13 protein-coding genes are annotated in these 13,117 nt (G+C 30.8%); 2 read left to right on the top strand and 11 right to left on the bottom strand.

What is annotated here, in order from left to right; all coding sequences use genetic code 11:
- From HYN56_RS05280 to HYN56_RS05265, 4 genes are all read right to left on the bottom strand, one after another.
- Complete coding sequence (locus HYN56_RS05280; protein WP_109191225.1) at positions 1 to 768, bottom strand: glycosyltransferase family 2 protein; 768 nt, start codon at positions 766 to 768, stop codon at positions 1 to 3.
- 22 nt (positions 769 to 790) lie between these two features.
- Positions 791 to 1,774 carry a UDP-glucuronic acid decarboxylase family protein gene (locus tag HYN56_RS05275; protein WP_109191224.1) on the bottom strand — a complete coding sequence of 328 codons (984 nt, stop codon included), beginning with the start codon at positions 1,772 to 1,774 and terminating at the stop codon, positions 791 to 793.
- 64 nt (positions 1,775 to 1,838) lie between these two features.
- Complete coding sequence (locus tag HYN56_RS05270) at positions 1,839 to 2,963, bottom strand: glycosyltransferase (RefSeq protein ID WP_109191223.1); 1,125 nt, start codon at positions 2,961 to 2,963, stop codon at positions 1,839 to 1,841.
- Positions 2,964 to 2,965: 2 nt separating this feature from the next.
- Entirely contained in the window at positions 2,966 to 3,976 is a 1,011-nt protein-coding gene (locus HYN56_RS05265; RefSeq protein ID WP_146194571.1) for a glycosyltransferase family 2 protein, read from the bottom strand.
- On the opposite strand from HYN56_RS05265, the gene HYN56_RS05260 reads away from it, so the two are divergent.
- Both HYN56_RS05260 and HYN56_RS05255 read left to right on the top strand, forming a co-directional pair.
- Positions 3,929 to 5,329 carry an oligosaccharide flippase family protein gene (locus tag HYN56_RS05260; protein ID WP_109191221.1) on the top strand — a complete coding sequence of 467 codons (1,401 nt, stop codon included), beginning with the start codon at positions 3,929 to 3,931 and terminating at the stop codon, positions 5,327 to 5,329. The two genes, HYN56_RS05265 and HYN56_RS05260, sit on opposite strands and share 48 nt — an antisense overlap.
- Position 5,330: 1 nt before the next feature.
- Positions 5,331 to 6,539 (top strand): O-antigen ligase family protein, encoded by a 1,209-nt coding sequence (locus HYN56_RS05255; RefSeq protein WP_109191220.1) that lies wholly within the window; start codon positions 5,331 to 5,333, stop codon positions 6,537 to 6,539.
- Here the strand turns inward: HYN56_RS05255 and HYN56_RS05250 are convergent.
- From HYN56_RS05250 to HYN56_RS05220, 7 genes are all read right to left on the bottom strand, one after another.
- Positions 6,465 to 7,670 (bottom strand): O-antigen ligase family protein, encoded by a 1,206-nt coding sequence (locus HYN56_RS05250; protein WP_109191219.1) that lies wholly within the window; start codon positions 7,668 to 7,670, stop codon positions 6,465 to 6,467. The two genes, HYN56_RS05255 and HYN56_RS05250, sit on opposite strands and share 75 nt — an antisense overlap.
- A 31-nt stretch (positions 7,671 to 7,701) precedes the next feature.
- Positions 7,702 to 8,217 (bottom strand): hypothetical protein, encoded by a 516-nt coding sequence (locus tag HYN56_RS05245; RefSeq protein ID WP_109191218.1) that lies wholly within the window; start codon positions 8,215 to 8,217, stop codon positions 7,702 to 7,704.
- Between the two features lie 17 nt (positions 8,218 to 8,234).
- Complete coding sequence (locus HYN56_RS05240) at positions 8,235 to 9,230, bottom strand: hypothetical protein (protein WP_109191217.1); 996 nt, start codon at positions 9,228 to 9,230, stop codon at positions 8,235 to 8,237.
- A gap of 8 nt (positions 9,231 to 9,238) precedes the next feature.
- Positions 9,239 to 10,918: a DUF6909 family protein gene (locus HYN56_RS05235; RefSeq protein ID WP_109191216.1), complete on the bottom strand. Its 1,680-nt coding sequence runs from the start codon at positions 10,916 to 10,918 to the stop codon at positions 9,239 to 9,241.
- 61 nt (positions 10,919 to 10,979) lie between these two features.
- Positions 10,980 to 11,276 carry a type II toxin-antitoxin system RelE/ParE family toxin gene (locus HYN56_RS05230; RefSeq protein WP_109191215.1) on the bottom strand — a complete coding sequence of 99 codons (297 nt, stop codon included), beginning with the start codon at positions 11,274 to 11,276 and terminating at the stop codon, positions 10,980 to 10,982.
- Positions 11,273 to 11,521, bottom strand: coding sequence for a type II toxin-antitoxin system ParD family antitoxin (locus HYN56_RS05225; RefSeq protein WP_109191214.1), 249 nt, complete (start codon positions 11,519 to 11,521; stop codon positions 11,273 to 11,275). Before HYN56_RS05225 ends, HYN56_RS05230 begins: the two co-directional genes overlap by 4 nt.
- Before the next feature lie 100 nt (positions 11,522 to 11,621).
- On the bottom strand, positions 11,622 to 13,106 hold the full coding sequence (locus HYN56_RS05220) for a GH3 auxin-responsive promoter family protein (protein ID WP_109191213.1): 1,485 nt from the start codon (positions 13,104 to 13,106) through the stop codon (positions 11,622 to 11,624).
- Positions 13,107 to 13,117 lie beyond the last annotated feature (11 nt).

Genomic DNA, 13,117 nt, shown 5'->3' with positions numbered 1-13,117 from the left:
TTAAATCTTCTTTATATATTTTGGTTTGATAATCAATTGAGTAAATAAAAACCTCATCATCAATAAAACAGAAAAAATGAGATTATATCCATGAAATTCCCTGTAAACACCAAAGTTGTGTCTGATCAATTTGAATTTTGAAGATGAAATAGAATCTTTTCTAATTCTGTAAAATGCCAAAGGTTCCGGAATGGCTTCTGCAGTTTTTATCTTTTTTAAAATGGTAAGCCAAATTCGCCAATCTTGCCTTTTTTCTGAAGACTCCAATTTGATTTTTCCGAAATATTCCACATCATAAATTGCTGTGAGATTTCCAACATAATTGCAGAAAAACAATTGTTTATAGATTAGCGGCTGTGGATTTTCAACTCTCCTGTTTAAATTATTTCCTTCTTCATCAATAGAATCGTAAAAACTAAAAGTAAACGGAGCATTTTTTTCTTTTAAAAACTGAAGCTGTTTTTCTAATTTATCTGAGCGCCATAAATCATCAGAATCCAGATAAGCAATATATTTTCCGGAAGCTTTTTCTAAAGCTACATTTCTGGCAAAACCGTTTCCTGAATTTTTTTCTAGTTTAAATAACTTAATTCGAGAATCATTTTGAGCAAATTCTTCGATAACAGAAACCGTTTGATCTATAGAAGCATCATCAACTAAAATCATTTCCCAATTATTATAGGTTTGATTTTGAACTGATTCTATAGTTGCTTTAATGAACTTTTCAGTATTATATGTTGGTGTAAGAATAGATACTAAATCGTTCATCAGAGTTTAATACTTTCAAAATTTATTTTATATAACTAGAAAAGTCTTTGTGTTCTTCTTTTGCCAATTCTTCAGGAGATAATGATTTAAAATACTCATAGGTTATTTTCATTCCTTCTGCACGATTAACTTTAGCTTCCCAGCCTAATAATTCTTTTGCCTTTGTTGTATCTGGCTGGCGTTGTAATGGATCGTTTATTGGCAACGGATGATAAACCACTTTTTGGTTTGTTCCTGTCAATTTGATGATTTCTTCTGCAAAATCTTTAATCGTGATTTCGTCCGGATTTCCAATGTTAACCGGATATACATAATCAGAATGCAATAATCTGAAAATACCTTCTACCTGATCATCCACATAACAGAAAGAACGCGTTTGCATTCCGTCTCCAAAAATGGTTAAATCTTCTCCGCGTAAAGCCTGACCAATAAAAGCCGGAATTACACGTCCGTCGTTTAATCTCATTCTTGGACCGTATGTGTTGAAAATTCGAACAATTCTGGTTTCTACACCATGAAATGTATGATACGCCATGGTGATTGATTCCTGAAAACGTTTTGCTTCATCATAAACTCCACGTGGCCCAATTGTATTTACGTTTCCGTAATATTCTTCTGTCTGCGGATGCACTAACGGATCTCCATAAACTTCAGATGTTGAAGCTATCAAAATTCTGGCTTTTTTAACTCTCGCTAATCCTAATAAATTGTGTGTTCCTAAAGACCCCACTTTCAAAGTCTGAATCGGGATTTTTAAATAATCTATCGGACTTGCCGGAGAAGCAAAATGCAAAATATAATCTAAATCCCCAGGAATATGAACAAACTTGGTAATATCATGATGGTAGAATTCAAAATTTTCCAGTTTGAATAAGTGCTCAATATTTTTAAGATCTCCTGTAATCAGATTATCCATTCCGATTACAAAGTAACCTTCTTTAATGAATCTGTCACATAAATGTGATCCTAAAAATCCTGCTGCTCCGGTAATGAGTATTCTTTTCATAATAGTTATTTGTTCAGGACAAATGTAGTTGATTTGGAAATTATTTTTTCAGTTATATTTTGATTTATCTTGTTTCTAAAAAGCCTTGATGTTCTTTATATTTTTCTTCAACAAACTCTTTTATTTCTTTCTCAAATCGTTTTTTTGAAAACAAAACAGCATGTTTACGTATCGCTTTTGAATCAAATTTTTTGGTTCCAAAATGAATTACAGCTTCTTTGATTTTCTGAACAGATTGTTCGTCGAAAAAAATACCAGTTTCGTTATCGACAACCGTTTCCAACGTCCCTCCTTTGGATAAGGCAATTACGGGAGTTCCGCAAGCTTGTGCTTCTACGGGAATAATTCCAAAATCTTCTTCGGCTGCAAAAACAAAACCTTTTGCTTTTTGCATTAAACTTCGCAATTTTTTATTTTCAACGAAACCGACAAATTCTATATTGCTTTTAGCTACTTTTTGGAGTTTTTCTAATTCCGGCCCTTCTCCGGCAACTATTAATTTTAAGTGTGGTAATTCGTTAAAGGCCTCTACAATAAGTTGTGTTTTTTTATAGGGAACCAATCTGGAAGCTGTTAAATAATAGTCTTCTTTTGTTTCTTCTAAACTAAAAAAATCAACATCTACAGGTGGATAAATTACAACTGATTCTTTGTTGTATGTCTTTTTAATTCTTTGAGCAATGTGCTTAGAATTGGCAATAAAATAATCAACGTTTTCAGAGTTAGAAAGATCCCATTTCTGAATTTTATCTAAAACCGATTTTGCATATAATCCTTTTAAACCTTTGGTTAATCCGGCATCTTTTAAATATTGTTCTCTTAAATCCCAAGCATAACGCATTGGCGAATGGCAATAACAAATATGAAGTTGGTTTTCTTCTACTTTTATTCCTTTTGCAACTGCCGATGAAGAACTGATTATGAGATCATAATCACTTAAATCAAACTGTTCTATGGCAATTGGAAATAATTGTAAAAATTTGCGATGGTTTTTCTTTACTGTAGGTAGTTTTTGAATAAAGCTGGTTTTGGCTTTTTTCCCGTTTAAAATAAACTTGCGATCTTCATCATTCAAAAAATCAATAAGCGCAAAATGATCGAAATCATTCCAAATTGAATTTATGGAATGAATTACTTTTTCGGCTCCTCCGTTTACGTAATACCAATCGCTGATTAGGGCTTTTTTCATTTTTATTGCATTAATTTTCTTGTAAGATAATAAACGTAATAGGCGTTTTTACCAAAAGTGATATTTAGAAAATATAAAGTTTTTGGAATCCAATGATCGAACAAATCTAGCTTTTTTAATTCAGATTTGAGTTCTTTTAAAGTTTCTTTCGAAACTCCAACATTCATTTCAAAAACGTGGAAGGACTGTCTGATCATTAATTCTTGTCGCAACTCTTCCCGAATTTCAATTTTATATAAATTACCAACGTCTTTTCCAATGTCTAAAACTCCTTTCCACATTGAAGCTCTTCCTTTTGCTGAATACGATCCGGGAATATGAAAGTCTCCGTCTTTGCCGGAATTTCCAAACAATGGCGGATTTCCTGCTCGTCCTCCTACTGAAGGATTGGCTAAATAACCAATTCCAGTTGTACAAAAAGCATTTGCAGCAAGGTAAATTTGATAAAACAATGTTCCATCATATTTATCTGTAGCTAGTTTTTTTGCCCATTCTTTATTAATAACTAATCCTCCAACAAAACCACACATTCTGAAAATTAGTTTAGCCGAATCATTTTTTCCGATAATAACTTCATTTGGCAAAATTCTGGAAATACCGAGTGGTTTATTTATGTCTTTTTCAAACCGAATAAAAGGTCTTGAAACCATTGCAATAGATTGATTTCTTTTACAAAAGTTGTCAATTTCAGTTAACCCGTTTTTCAAAAACAAATCGTCGTTACCAATTAATATAACCCATTTGAAAAGGGCTAAATCAATTAGTTTTCTAATATTGGCATCATAGCCTAAATTCTTTTCGTTTTCTATATAAGAAACAATCACGTTTTTAGCATTAAAAATGACTTGATACTTTTCTGCAACAGCTTGTATTTCGGCTCTTTCTTTTGAAAAATCTTCGCAAATTATAATTTCATTTGGCAGCATTTCCATTTCATAAATAGATTGTAATAAATCTTCAAATTCATGTGGCCTGCCATAAGCGGGAATTGCGATGCTATATCCTTGTGTCATTTTTATATTAAAAAAACTTACATTTTCTGTTTTTATCAAAAATATAATTTTAATTTGTATTTGCTTGAAATAAAAAATCAACTTTCTGTTTTAAATTTAACATCAACTTATACAGTGCTTAAAAACATATCATTGAGCTTTGGAATAAATTTTATTAATTTATTATTTCCATTGCTATTAATTCCGTTTTATATCAAAACATTTGGAATTGACATTTACGGTTTAATCGCGGTATCAATGGCATTTATAAACATTGTCTCCGTTTTATATGATTATTCCTGGTATGCATTTGCACCGATAGAGATTCAGAAAGTAAAAAATGACACAAACTTAATCAACCAATATATTTCGAAAATCATTAATTGCAAGATTGTTGTATTTCTTCCGTCTTTGCTTTTATTGTTAGCTTTTATTTTATGTTCTGAAATAAAATACAATCTGATTTTTTCATTTTCTTTGTTGGTATTTCTGTTTTCAAGATCTCAAAATAACCTTTGTTTCTTTATCGGACTGGATAAAGTATTTCCGTATTTTATTATCAATTCTGTCGTAAAAATTGGCTGCATTGCACTGATTTTTATAACTCTTGTACAAAAAGAAGATTATCAGTTTGTTTTTTACTATCTGGGAATATCAGATATTCTTATTTTCATTTTTTCTACTTTATATTTAATTAAAAAGTGTGATTTTAAATATAGTTTGACTGTAATGCCTGAAGTTTACAAAGAACTTGTTTTTGGCCATAAATTGTTTTTAACCAACCTTACGATTTGTGCACTTATGAATTCAAGTACTATAATTTTAAGTATCTTTTTTGATAATACTGTTGTGGGAATTTATAATGTAGCAGAAAAAATTATTATGCTTTGCAAGCAATCAATAAGTGTATTGTTTCAAGGTGTTTATTTTAAGGCTTGTGAAATTGGAATCTTAAAAATTAAGCAACTTAATCATTTTCTAAAATCTGTTTTCTGGTCTTATTTTTTAATGTATGGTTTTGGAGGTATTTTATTAATCGTTTTTCCAAATCTCATTATTAGTATTTTAAGTTCTGAATATACCTCAAGTTCTTCTATCTATCTAATTTACCTTGCTCCAATTCCGCTTATTAGTGCATTAAATCAGTCTGCTTACATGTCATTGTTACTTCATCATAAAAAAAACACTTACTTTAATGCACATCTTTACGGACTGATTATAAATATAATTCTGTCGTTTGTTTTATGTCATTTAATGAAAGTATATGGTATTGTGGTTTCTTTAATTTTAACCGAAATATTTATAACTGCTTACCTGAATTCTGCTATAGTTAAAAGTGACGAGTTAAATTTTTTCAAGAATAAAATTGACTAAAATGAATTTTTCTAAAAAGCTTATTAAGCCAATAATGTATTTGTTTGTATTTTCTTCTCTTATTTATTTTGTAGAAGCTTTTCAATCTATCATGATGATTGTAACAGCTTTGTTATTAATAAGTTTTGCTAAGTTCGAAGATTTTAAAATTTCAAGAAAAAATGCGCCTTTTCTATTTTCTTTTATCATTTTAGCCTTTTACTACATCCTATTTTATAGCTCTAAAAGTTTCAAGCTTATTGCTGAAAGTTTATTATTATTTGTTATTCCGTTGTTAAGTGTTTATTTATATAAGATAGAAACATTTTCAAAAGACCTAAAAAAAATACAATTTGCTTATAGTATCTGTTTGAGTTTATTGTGTCTGTATTTTTTAGGGTTTTACATTTATGATATTCCAAATCACCACTTCGATTGGTATTTAGCACGTTATAATTTAGAATTTTATAATAAAATACATGGAACTTATATCTGTTTATGGATTGCCATTGCCATATTATTTTTAGCAGATTTGACCTCATCTTTTAAACAGTTTCCTGTTCATAAAAAGGCGCTGTTTTTTATAATGTTCGTCCTTCTTTTTTCAGGACTAATAATTTATAATTCAAGAAATATTATTGTTGGACTTATTATTATTTCCGGTGTTCGATTTCTATTATTAAAAAAAGAGAACACAACGATTTCAAAAAAACTGATTTTTTTAGTATTATTTGCCGTTTTAGCTGTGGTTTTATTGTCCAGACGTTATATAGAAGATATTCAATTTCTATTAGACAATTCGTTTAAAAATTCCACTCGATATGCTGCCTGGTCGTGCAGTTCAAAGCTCATTTACGGTTCCAATTTTATGGGAATGGATTTTAATTTAATTCAGGATAAATTAAACGAATGTTACGTTCCTTTCCATAATCCTGAATTGGAAAAATTTAAGATTAATTCTCACAACCAATATCTTGATTACTTGCTAAAAGGGGGAATTTTTATGCTTTTGGCTTTTATCTCAACCTTGTTCATAAAAATAAAATATTCCATAAAACAGCAAAATTATCTCTATTTATCTCTAACAATCTTATTTGTTATTTCGTTTATCACAGAAAATGTTCTCGTGAGACAATATGGAATGTACGGTTATTTTCTATGTGATATTTTGTTCCTCGGTTCTATTCTTGGAAATAAAAATCATAGTAGAAATGAAATAGAAAAACACTAATGTTGGTATATACAACATACAACCATCACTGCAGCAAACAAATAAATAAATCATACAGCCAACTAAGTAAAGGTAATTGTTGTTTTTGGTTGAAATAGCAATATAAACTGGCATAAAAAAAGAAAGACAAAACAACACAATTCCAACAAAACCAAGTTGTTTGAAAATAGACAGATAAACGATTTCTTCTATAAACTTAAAAGTTTGGCTTCCAAAAAAGCTTAAACCGCTCAATTGTCTTATTTGCTCGATTCTACCTCCTAATTTTGAATCTAAAATGAATCCTGACAATGATCCGTATTGAAAATACCGATTCATGAAGAATGTCCCTATAACGATCAAAATTAATCCCAGCAAAGCGTAAATTCTAATTAGTCTGAAAATGCTGTCTTTGTAGATAAGTACAAAATAAAACAATAATCCAAGCCACACGGTTCTTGATAAAGTAAGTATCAAAGCCAGAATTACGATCATTAATTTTATTCTAGAAGTATTTTTTTGATGGAAAATTGGAAACAACATTAAAATACAAACCCCAAAAATATTTCCATTGTTATAAGTAGAAATCAACTTATAAAGTGAGCCTCTCATATTGTACTTTCCTTCCAGTGTTCCCAAATCACCTGCGTTTACAGTTACATAAGGAATTTCAATATAATGCCCCGTAACTTGTTTGAAAACAAACAGTAAAATGCCGTACAAGGAAACCAAAAAAACGGCCTGAACTATCTTTTCTTCTATGTATAAAGAATCTATTTTCTTTAAAAACGGACTTAAAAAAAGATAAAAGAATAACGGAAGAAATGCAAAACTTACATAGAACGCTACTAGGTTCCCCAGTGAACCTTCATATCCCCTAAAAAAGAGATTTAAAGAAAAATAAATAACAAATGGCAAAGTGGCCAAATAACATATAAAGTGTTTTGACTGGACTAAAAATGTTCTTTTATCGAGTAATATCAATATTAAAAGTACAAAAAGAAAACCCAAATATATATATCCCCAGGTAAAAGGTATTCCAACTATTTTGAAGCCTCCTTTTGGTAAATAAACTAAAAATAGTAATCCAATAAAAAAAAGATACTCTCTAATTTTTTCATTATTCAAAATAAATTTAAAATTAAATCGCATCTTTTTTTTAGTTATATTTTCTTGTAATTATTTAATATTTAAGCCTTTGTAATTCGTCCATTAATTCGTTATTTCCCATCAAAAACGGATCATATTGATTATTAACCTGACTTAGTTTGTAACCAAAGTAATTTGGATCCCAAGTAACAAATTCGTTACCATAAAAATATTTTTTATACGCTTCAAAATCTCCATCAATTACTTTTGAATTGTGTCTAACAGAAATATTTTTTATAGTAACATTTTGCTGAGTAGTATTATAACCTAAATCTACCCGAATATTTTCAGGAAAAACCTTATCCGGAAAATTGATTACAATTTTTTGCATTTCGTTTGATGCATAAACTGGTCGAAAAATTGAGTTTTCGTCCTTCCATTCTCCTCCTTCCGGTAAATAAAAAATCTGTAGTTTATCATTTTTTGCAAAAACTGCTTCAATAGTAACGGTAAAAACATCTTTTTTTCTAACTATGTTTTCTTCCTTTTTTCCACAAGATGATATAAATAAAGCAATCAGAAGATAGATTGAAATGATTTTTAATTTCATTTGTTTTTAAAATTATATTATTTGTTCTTTTCGTTTTCTACAAGCAAAAGCTGTTTTCTGTAAAATGCTTTAAATGAATTTACAAATACATAAAGCAAAAGGAATAAAAGTGGAAGATAGAACTTTAGCTTGCTATTTATTGATTTTTTACTCTCCACATTAATCGTTTTACTGATTTCTTTGATTGTATTTTCGTAACTAACCAATTTAAGTCTGTTTCTCCCTTGTTCTTCAATTAAACCTTGTTTGGTTTTTATAAGATCATTCAACTGGGTATTTTCATTGTAATATACCAGTTTATCGTTCTTTTGAGCACTCTTTGTACCGTTCGAAAAATTGCTTAAAACGGTATTAATCTGTTTGATTATAGAATCATTTTGAACAATATTTCCCTGTAAATTTTTCAATTCTATTTTCTGAATGGTATTAAAATATTCTGAATTGTTTAAAAAATTTAAAATCGGTCCTGCAAAATCTTTATCCTCTCCTACTTCACTTGTTGTAAATGAAACAGTATGATATCTGTAATTTTTACTGGTTAAGGTATCTACCAAAATTTTATTGATATCACCGTTTTCAGCCATAAGTTCTAATAATTGAAAATTACGCTCTTTGTTATCTACAAACTTATACGCCTCAACAATGGGTCTGATTTGGATTTTTTTAATCCGTTTTGGTCTTTTAACTCCAACAACATTTTTTAGAAAAACTGTATCGTTCGAAATTACTTTGGATTGTAGCAGATCAATTTTTGAATACAGATAATCTACACTTTCAAAATTTGGCTCTACGATAATCTCATTACTGTACGATTTTCTTGTTGAGTCTAAATACCAGCCTATTGCAAAACCACTCACAACCAATACTAAAACTATAATCCAGTTTCTCAGAAAAAATTGAATACTTCTAAAAATAGAACTATTAATTCTGTCGAAAAAATTACTGATCTTTTTAGAAATCTGAACTAAATCAATCTCCTGATCTTCTATATTCTGCGGTACTTTTGTACTCATATAAAATGCTATTTTATATTGAAAATCTGTTCTAAAATTTTAATTGTAATCAAGTAAGTTGGTTTTACACCAGTTGTTCCTAATCCGCCTGACGCTAATGTACTTCCTGTTTCCAAAGGATTATCTGATGCATAATAAGCATAACGAACTTTAATATCATGCGGAACACTTTTTCTAATTTTGGATGCCGACTGAATCGCCTTCTGGTAATATGATCCTTCCATTTCAAGACCAATTACACCCCAGGTCGATTCGTGGAAGAATTTCAACAAATCTCTGTTTTGCAACGAAGTTCCTAAAACGGTAACCATTGCTCCTTCGTAAATATCAATATCATTTCCTTCGAACATGGCGCCTGTCAATTCATTTTCAAAGAAATAATTATCCGCCGTTCCTTCGTTGATGTGCGCTGACGGAATCATAATATCTCCTTTTCCGCCTTCCAGAATTCCGGCTTTACCCATAATCGAAACCGATTTTACATTTAATAACGTTTCTTTTTTGAATGGTTTTAAAAGCTCATCGATCGTTTCATAAGCCTGTTCTCCAAAAGCGTAATCCATTACGATAATTACCGGTTTTTCTTCCCCTACATTGGCATGTGAAAAAGCGGTTTTTGCCCAGTCAATTTTAGCGGTATCAAAAATCTGAACATCAATATTGGTTCCTGAACAATCCGGTAATGAAATCATTCCGTTTTTCAGCGCCAGTTCTTCCACCTGCCCTCTTATTTCTTTTGATCCCGAACCGCTTAATTCTTCATAAATAAAGAAATCTGTCTTGCCTTTGTACTTAGTTTTCAACAACGGAGTTGCAAAAATAGAGTTCATCACACTGTGCATATTCGCACTGATAACATGAATTGGACGTTTTAAAAGATCATTCGCTTTTAAAACTTCTTTGATGTTTGTCGCCCAGATTTCTCCGTGAATGTGGTGTCCCAAACGTTCACGTAAAACAGGACTGAATGTTATTGTACGCTTATTGTTTTCAACAATTTCTTCAATTGCCAGTTTTCCTAACCAATAAATTACGTGCAGGAAACGGTCTGGTGCATTTTCTGAACCAAAAGCATCGTAAATATCTAAAACTTCTTCAAAAGTTCTGGCTAAAATATTAGCAACATGTGAAATCGCTTTTTCTTTTTCTACCAAAGAAAGTTTTTTGGTCTGCATAACCGCTTGCTCCAATTTCTGCCAGTCACGGGAAACTTCTCCGCCGTCATCGATTAAAACTCTGTTTTTAATTTTGTGAGATTCAATAAAAATGAAAGTCAAATGTGTTAGAATATCATAAATATCCGAACGACCGCGAGTGATTTCAACATTCATTTGTTCTTCGTCTATTCTGTAGCAGTTTCTTCTTCTTTTTGGAGGAACAATCGCCTGAAAATGTGATTTAGAATAACCTTCGTCTGAAGTCAAATTGATAAAACGGCATTGCTCAATTCCGATTGGAAGACGTTCTATAACGTATAAAAGCCCGTTTAATTCTACCTTTTCTTCCGCAATATTTCCGTAGATTTCAGGACGCAATGCTAATAATGATTCACGTAAACTGTCACCGGAAACTCCCATTGGTTTATAAAAACCACGGTTGAACAAATGGCGCATTGTAATGTACATTTTTTCTATCGCTGCAGACGATTCCTGTGCTCTTGATCTTGATATATGTTTGGTTTCTTTCATGCTTTTTTATTTTAAAATTTTCTTAAACGAAGATTTATCAAAAGATAATTTTTCAACTCCATTATTTAAGATGATTTTCAATGTCCATCATTTGATGCAAAACTCTAATAATTTCTATTTCGTTTTGTTTGACGTTTATTTTATAAAATATTAAATGTGATTTTACTTTGGTTCTAAAATAACCTTTTCTGATATGACTAAAATCTTTTCCTGAATTAGGTTTTGAACACAGGTATTCGATTTCATCCAATATCAACTTTAAGTATCTATCTGCTTGTTCAGTAGACCAAGTATCAAAAGTATAAAGCCAAATTTTTTCTAAATCATAAGATGCTTCTATACTTATCTTATAATTCATTTTTTAAGATGTTTTTCGTGAAGATTTGTTAGAAAAGATTCGCGATCAAAATCCTTTACAAATCCCGATTTTTCTCCTTTTTTTAATTCCTTTATTAGTTCTTCACTTTTGGTTTGTTCTTGTTCAAACATTCGTAATGCGGCTCGAATTACTTCACTTGCAGATGTGAATCGGCCAGTTTTAACTTGTGAATTAATAAAATTATCAAAATAGTCTCCTAATAATATTGACGTATTCTTTGCCATAACCTTTTAAATTTTATCAAATATACCAATAATTGGTATGCTTTCAAAATTGCTTTTTCAAATTTAAAATTTATTTAATATCAAGCTTTTAGTTATCTTTCTACTTCAAATTATCCGCAATATCTCTATTATTTGACAATCTTGGAATCTTATTTTGTCCTCCCAATTTTCCCTGTGATTTCATATAATCCTGAAATCCGTTTTTGGAGACTTTAGTAACTACTACTTTTCTTAAAACATTTCCGGTGATTAAATCATCATAATAAATGTTTTGCTTACGCATTGAATTGTCAATTGTTTCAGCAAAAAACTCCATGTTTTCCGGTTCATTTTCAAATTCAACCAGCCATTCATGATACGGAAGTCCGTTTGATGGATTAATCTGTGGTGCAACTGTAAATTCGTTGATTACGATATTCGTTGATGCTACAGCTTCTTTCATTGCATTTTCTACTTCATTAGCAATAACGTGTTCTCCAAAAGCCGAAATATAATGTTTGATACGTCCAGAGACTATAACACGATACGGAGCCAAAGAAGTAAACTGAACTGTATCTCCAATATTATAACGCCAAAGTCCTGCATTTGTAGAAATAATTAAAACATAATTTACTCCTATTTCTACTTCGCCGATTGTCAGCGCTTTTGGATTTTCACTAAAAAATTCATCCGCTTTTATAAACTCGTAGAAAATACCCGAATTCAACAACAACAACATTCCCTTTTCTTTCTGCGAATCCTGATAAGCAAAAAAACCTTCTGAAGCCGGAAACAATTCGATACTGTCAACCTTTCTGCCAATCATATTTTCAAATTTGGCACGGTAGGGTTCATAATTAACTCCTCCGTAAATAAAGAGATTAAAGTTTTGGAATATTTCGCCAATTTTTTTTCCTCCGCTTTTTTGCTGCAAACGTTCAAAATACATCTGTACCCATGACGGAATTCCCGAAATTACAGACATATCTTCTACTATAGTTTCATCTACAATGGCATCAACTTTGGTTTCCCAGTCTTCAATACAATTGGTTTCCCAGGAAGGCATTCTGTTTTTCTGAAGATATTTTGGAACAAAATGCGCTACAATTCCGGAAAGTCTTCCAAATTTAATTCCGTATTTTTCGGTTAAGATTGGACTTCCTTGCAGAAAAATCATTTTTCCATCTACGAAACCAGTGTTTCCGGTTTCATGAATGTAATGTAAAATCGCATTTCGTGCAGCGCTAATGTGGAACGGCATAGATTCTTTTGTCAGCGGAATAAATTTAGCACCGGAAGTTGTTCCGGAAGTTTTGGCAAAATACAATGGCTTTCCTTTCCAAAGAACGTTTTCTTCGCCTTTTACAACCTTATCTACATAAGGTTTTAAATCTTCATAATCTCGTACCGGAACGTTTTTCTGAAATTCCTGAACCGTTTGTATTTGATTAAAATGATGGTCTTTGCCAAAATTGGTTTCTTTGGCATTTTTTATGAGGTTCTTAAAGACTTTCTGTTGCGTTTCTACTGGCTTTTTGGCCCAGGTTTGAGTTTCGGAATATATCTTACTAGCAAATAATTTTGCTGCTACAGCTTTAATTGACATTTTTTATGGTA

The sequence above is a fragment of the Flavobacterium crocinum genome, from assembly GCF_003122385.1.
Taxonomy (GTDB): domain Bacteria; phylum Bacteroidota; class Bacteroidia; order Flavobacteriales; family Flavobacteriaceae; genus Flavobacterium; species Flavobacterium crocinum.
This window is presented reverse-complemented; position numbering and strand designations above follow the sequence as displayed.

Bases quoted from the DNA above. Each gene is read 5' to 3' on its own strand.
- HYN56_RS05280 (WP_109191225.1), bottom strand. From the start codon at position 768: ATGAACGATTTAGTATCTATTCTTACACCAACATATAATACTGAAAAG.
- HYN56_RS05275 (WP_109191224.1), bottom strand. From the start codon at position 1,774: ATGAAAAGAATACTCATTACCGGAGCAGCAGGATTTTTAGGATCACAT.
- HYN56_RS05270 (WP_109191223.1), bottom strand. From the start codon at position 2,963: ATGAAAAAAGCCCTAATCAGCGATTGGTATTACGTAAACGGAGGAGCC.
- HYN56_RS05260 (WP_109191221.1), top strand. From the start codon at position 3,929: ATGTGGCCTGCCATAAGCGGGAATTGCGATGCTATATCCTTGTGTCAT.
- HYN56_RS05265 (WP_146194571.1), bottom strand. From the start codon at position 3,976: ATGACACAAGGATATAGCATCGCAATTCCCGCTTATGGCAGGCCACAT.
- HYN56_RS05255 (WP_109191220.1), top strand. From the start codon at position 5,331: ATGAATTTTTCTAAAAAGCTTATTAAGCCAATAATGTATTTGTTTGTA.
- HYN56_RS05250 (WP_109191219.1), bottom strand. From the start codon at position 7,670: ATGCGATTTAATTTTAAATTTATTTTGAATAATGAAAAAATTAGAGAG.
- HYN56_RS05245 (WP_109191218.1), bottom strand. From the start codon at position 8,217: ATGAAATTAAAAATCATTTCAATCTATCTTCTGATTGCTTTATTTATA.
- HYN56_RS05240 (WP_109191217.1), bottom strand. From the start codon at position 9,230: ATGAGTACAAAAGTACCGCAGAATATAGAAGATCAGGAGATTGATTTA.
- HYN56_RS05235 (WP_109191216.1), bottom strand. From the start codon at position 10,918: ATGAAAGAAACCAAACATATATCAAGATCAAGAGCACAGGAATCGTCT.
- HYN56_RS05230 (WP_109191215.1), bottom strand. From the start codon at position 11,276: ATGAATTATAAGATAAGTATAGAAGCATCTTATGATTTAGAAAAAATT.
- HYN56_RS05225 (WP_109191214.1), bottom strand. From the start codon at position 11,521: ATGGCAAAGAATACGTCAATATTATTAGGAGACTATTTTGATAATTTT.
- HYN56_RS05220 (WP_109191213.1), bottom strand. From the start codon at position 13,106: ATGTCAATTAAAGCTGTAGCAGCAAAATTATTTGCTAGTAAGATATAT.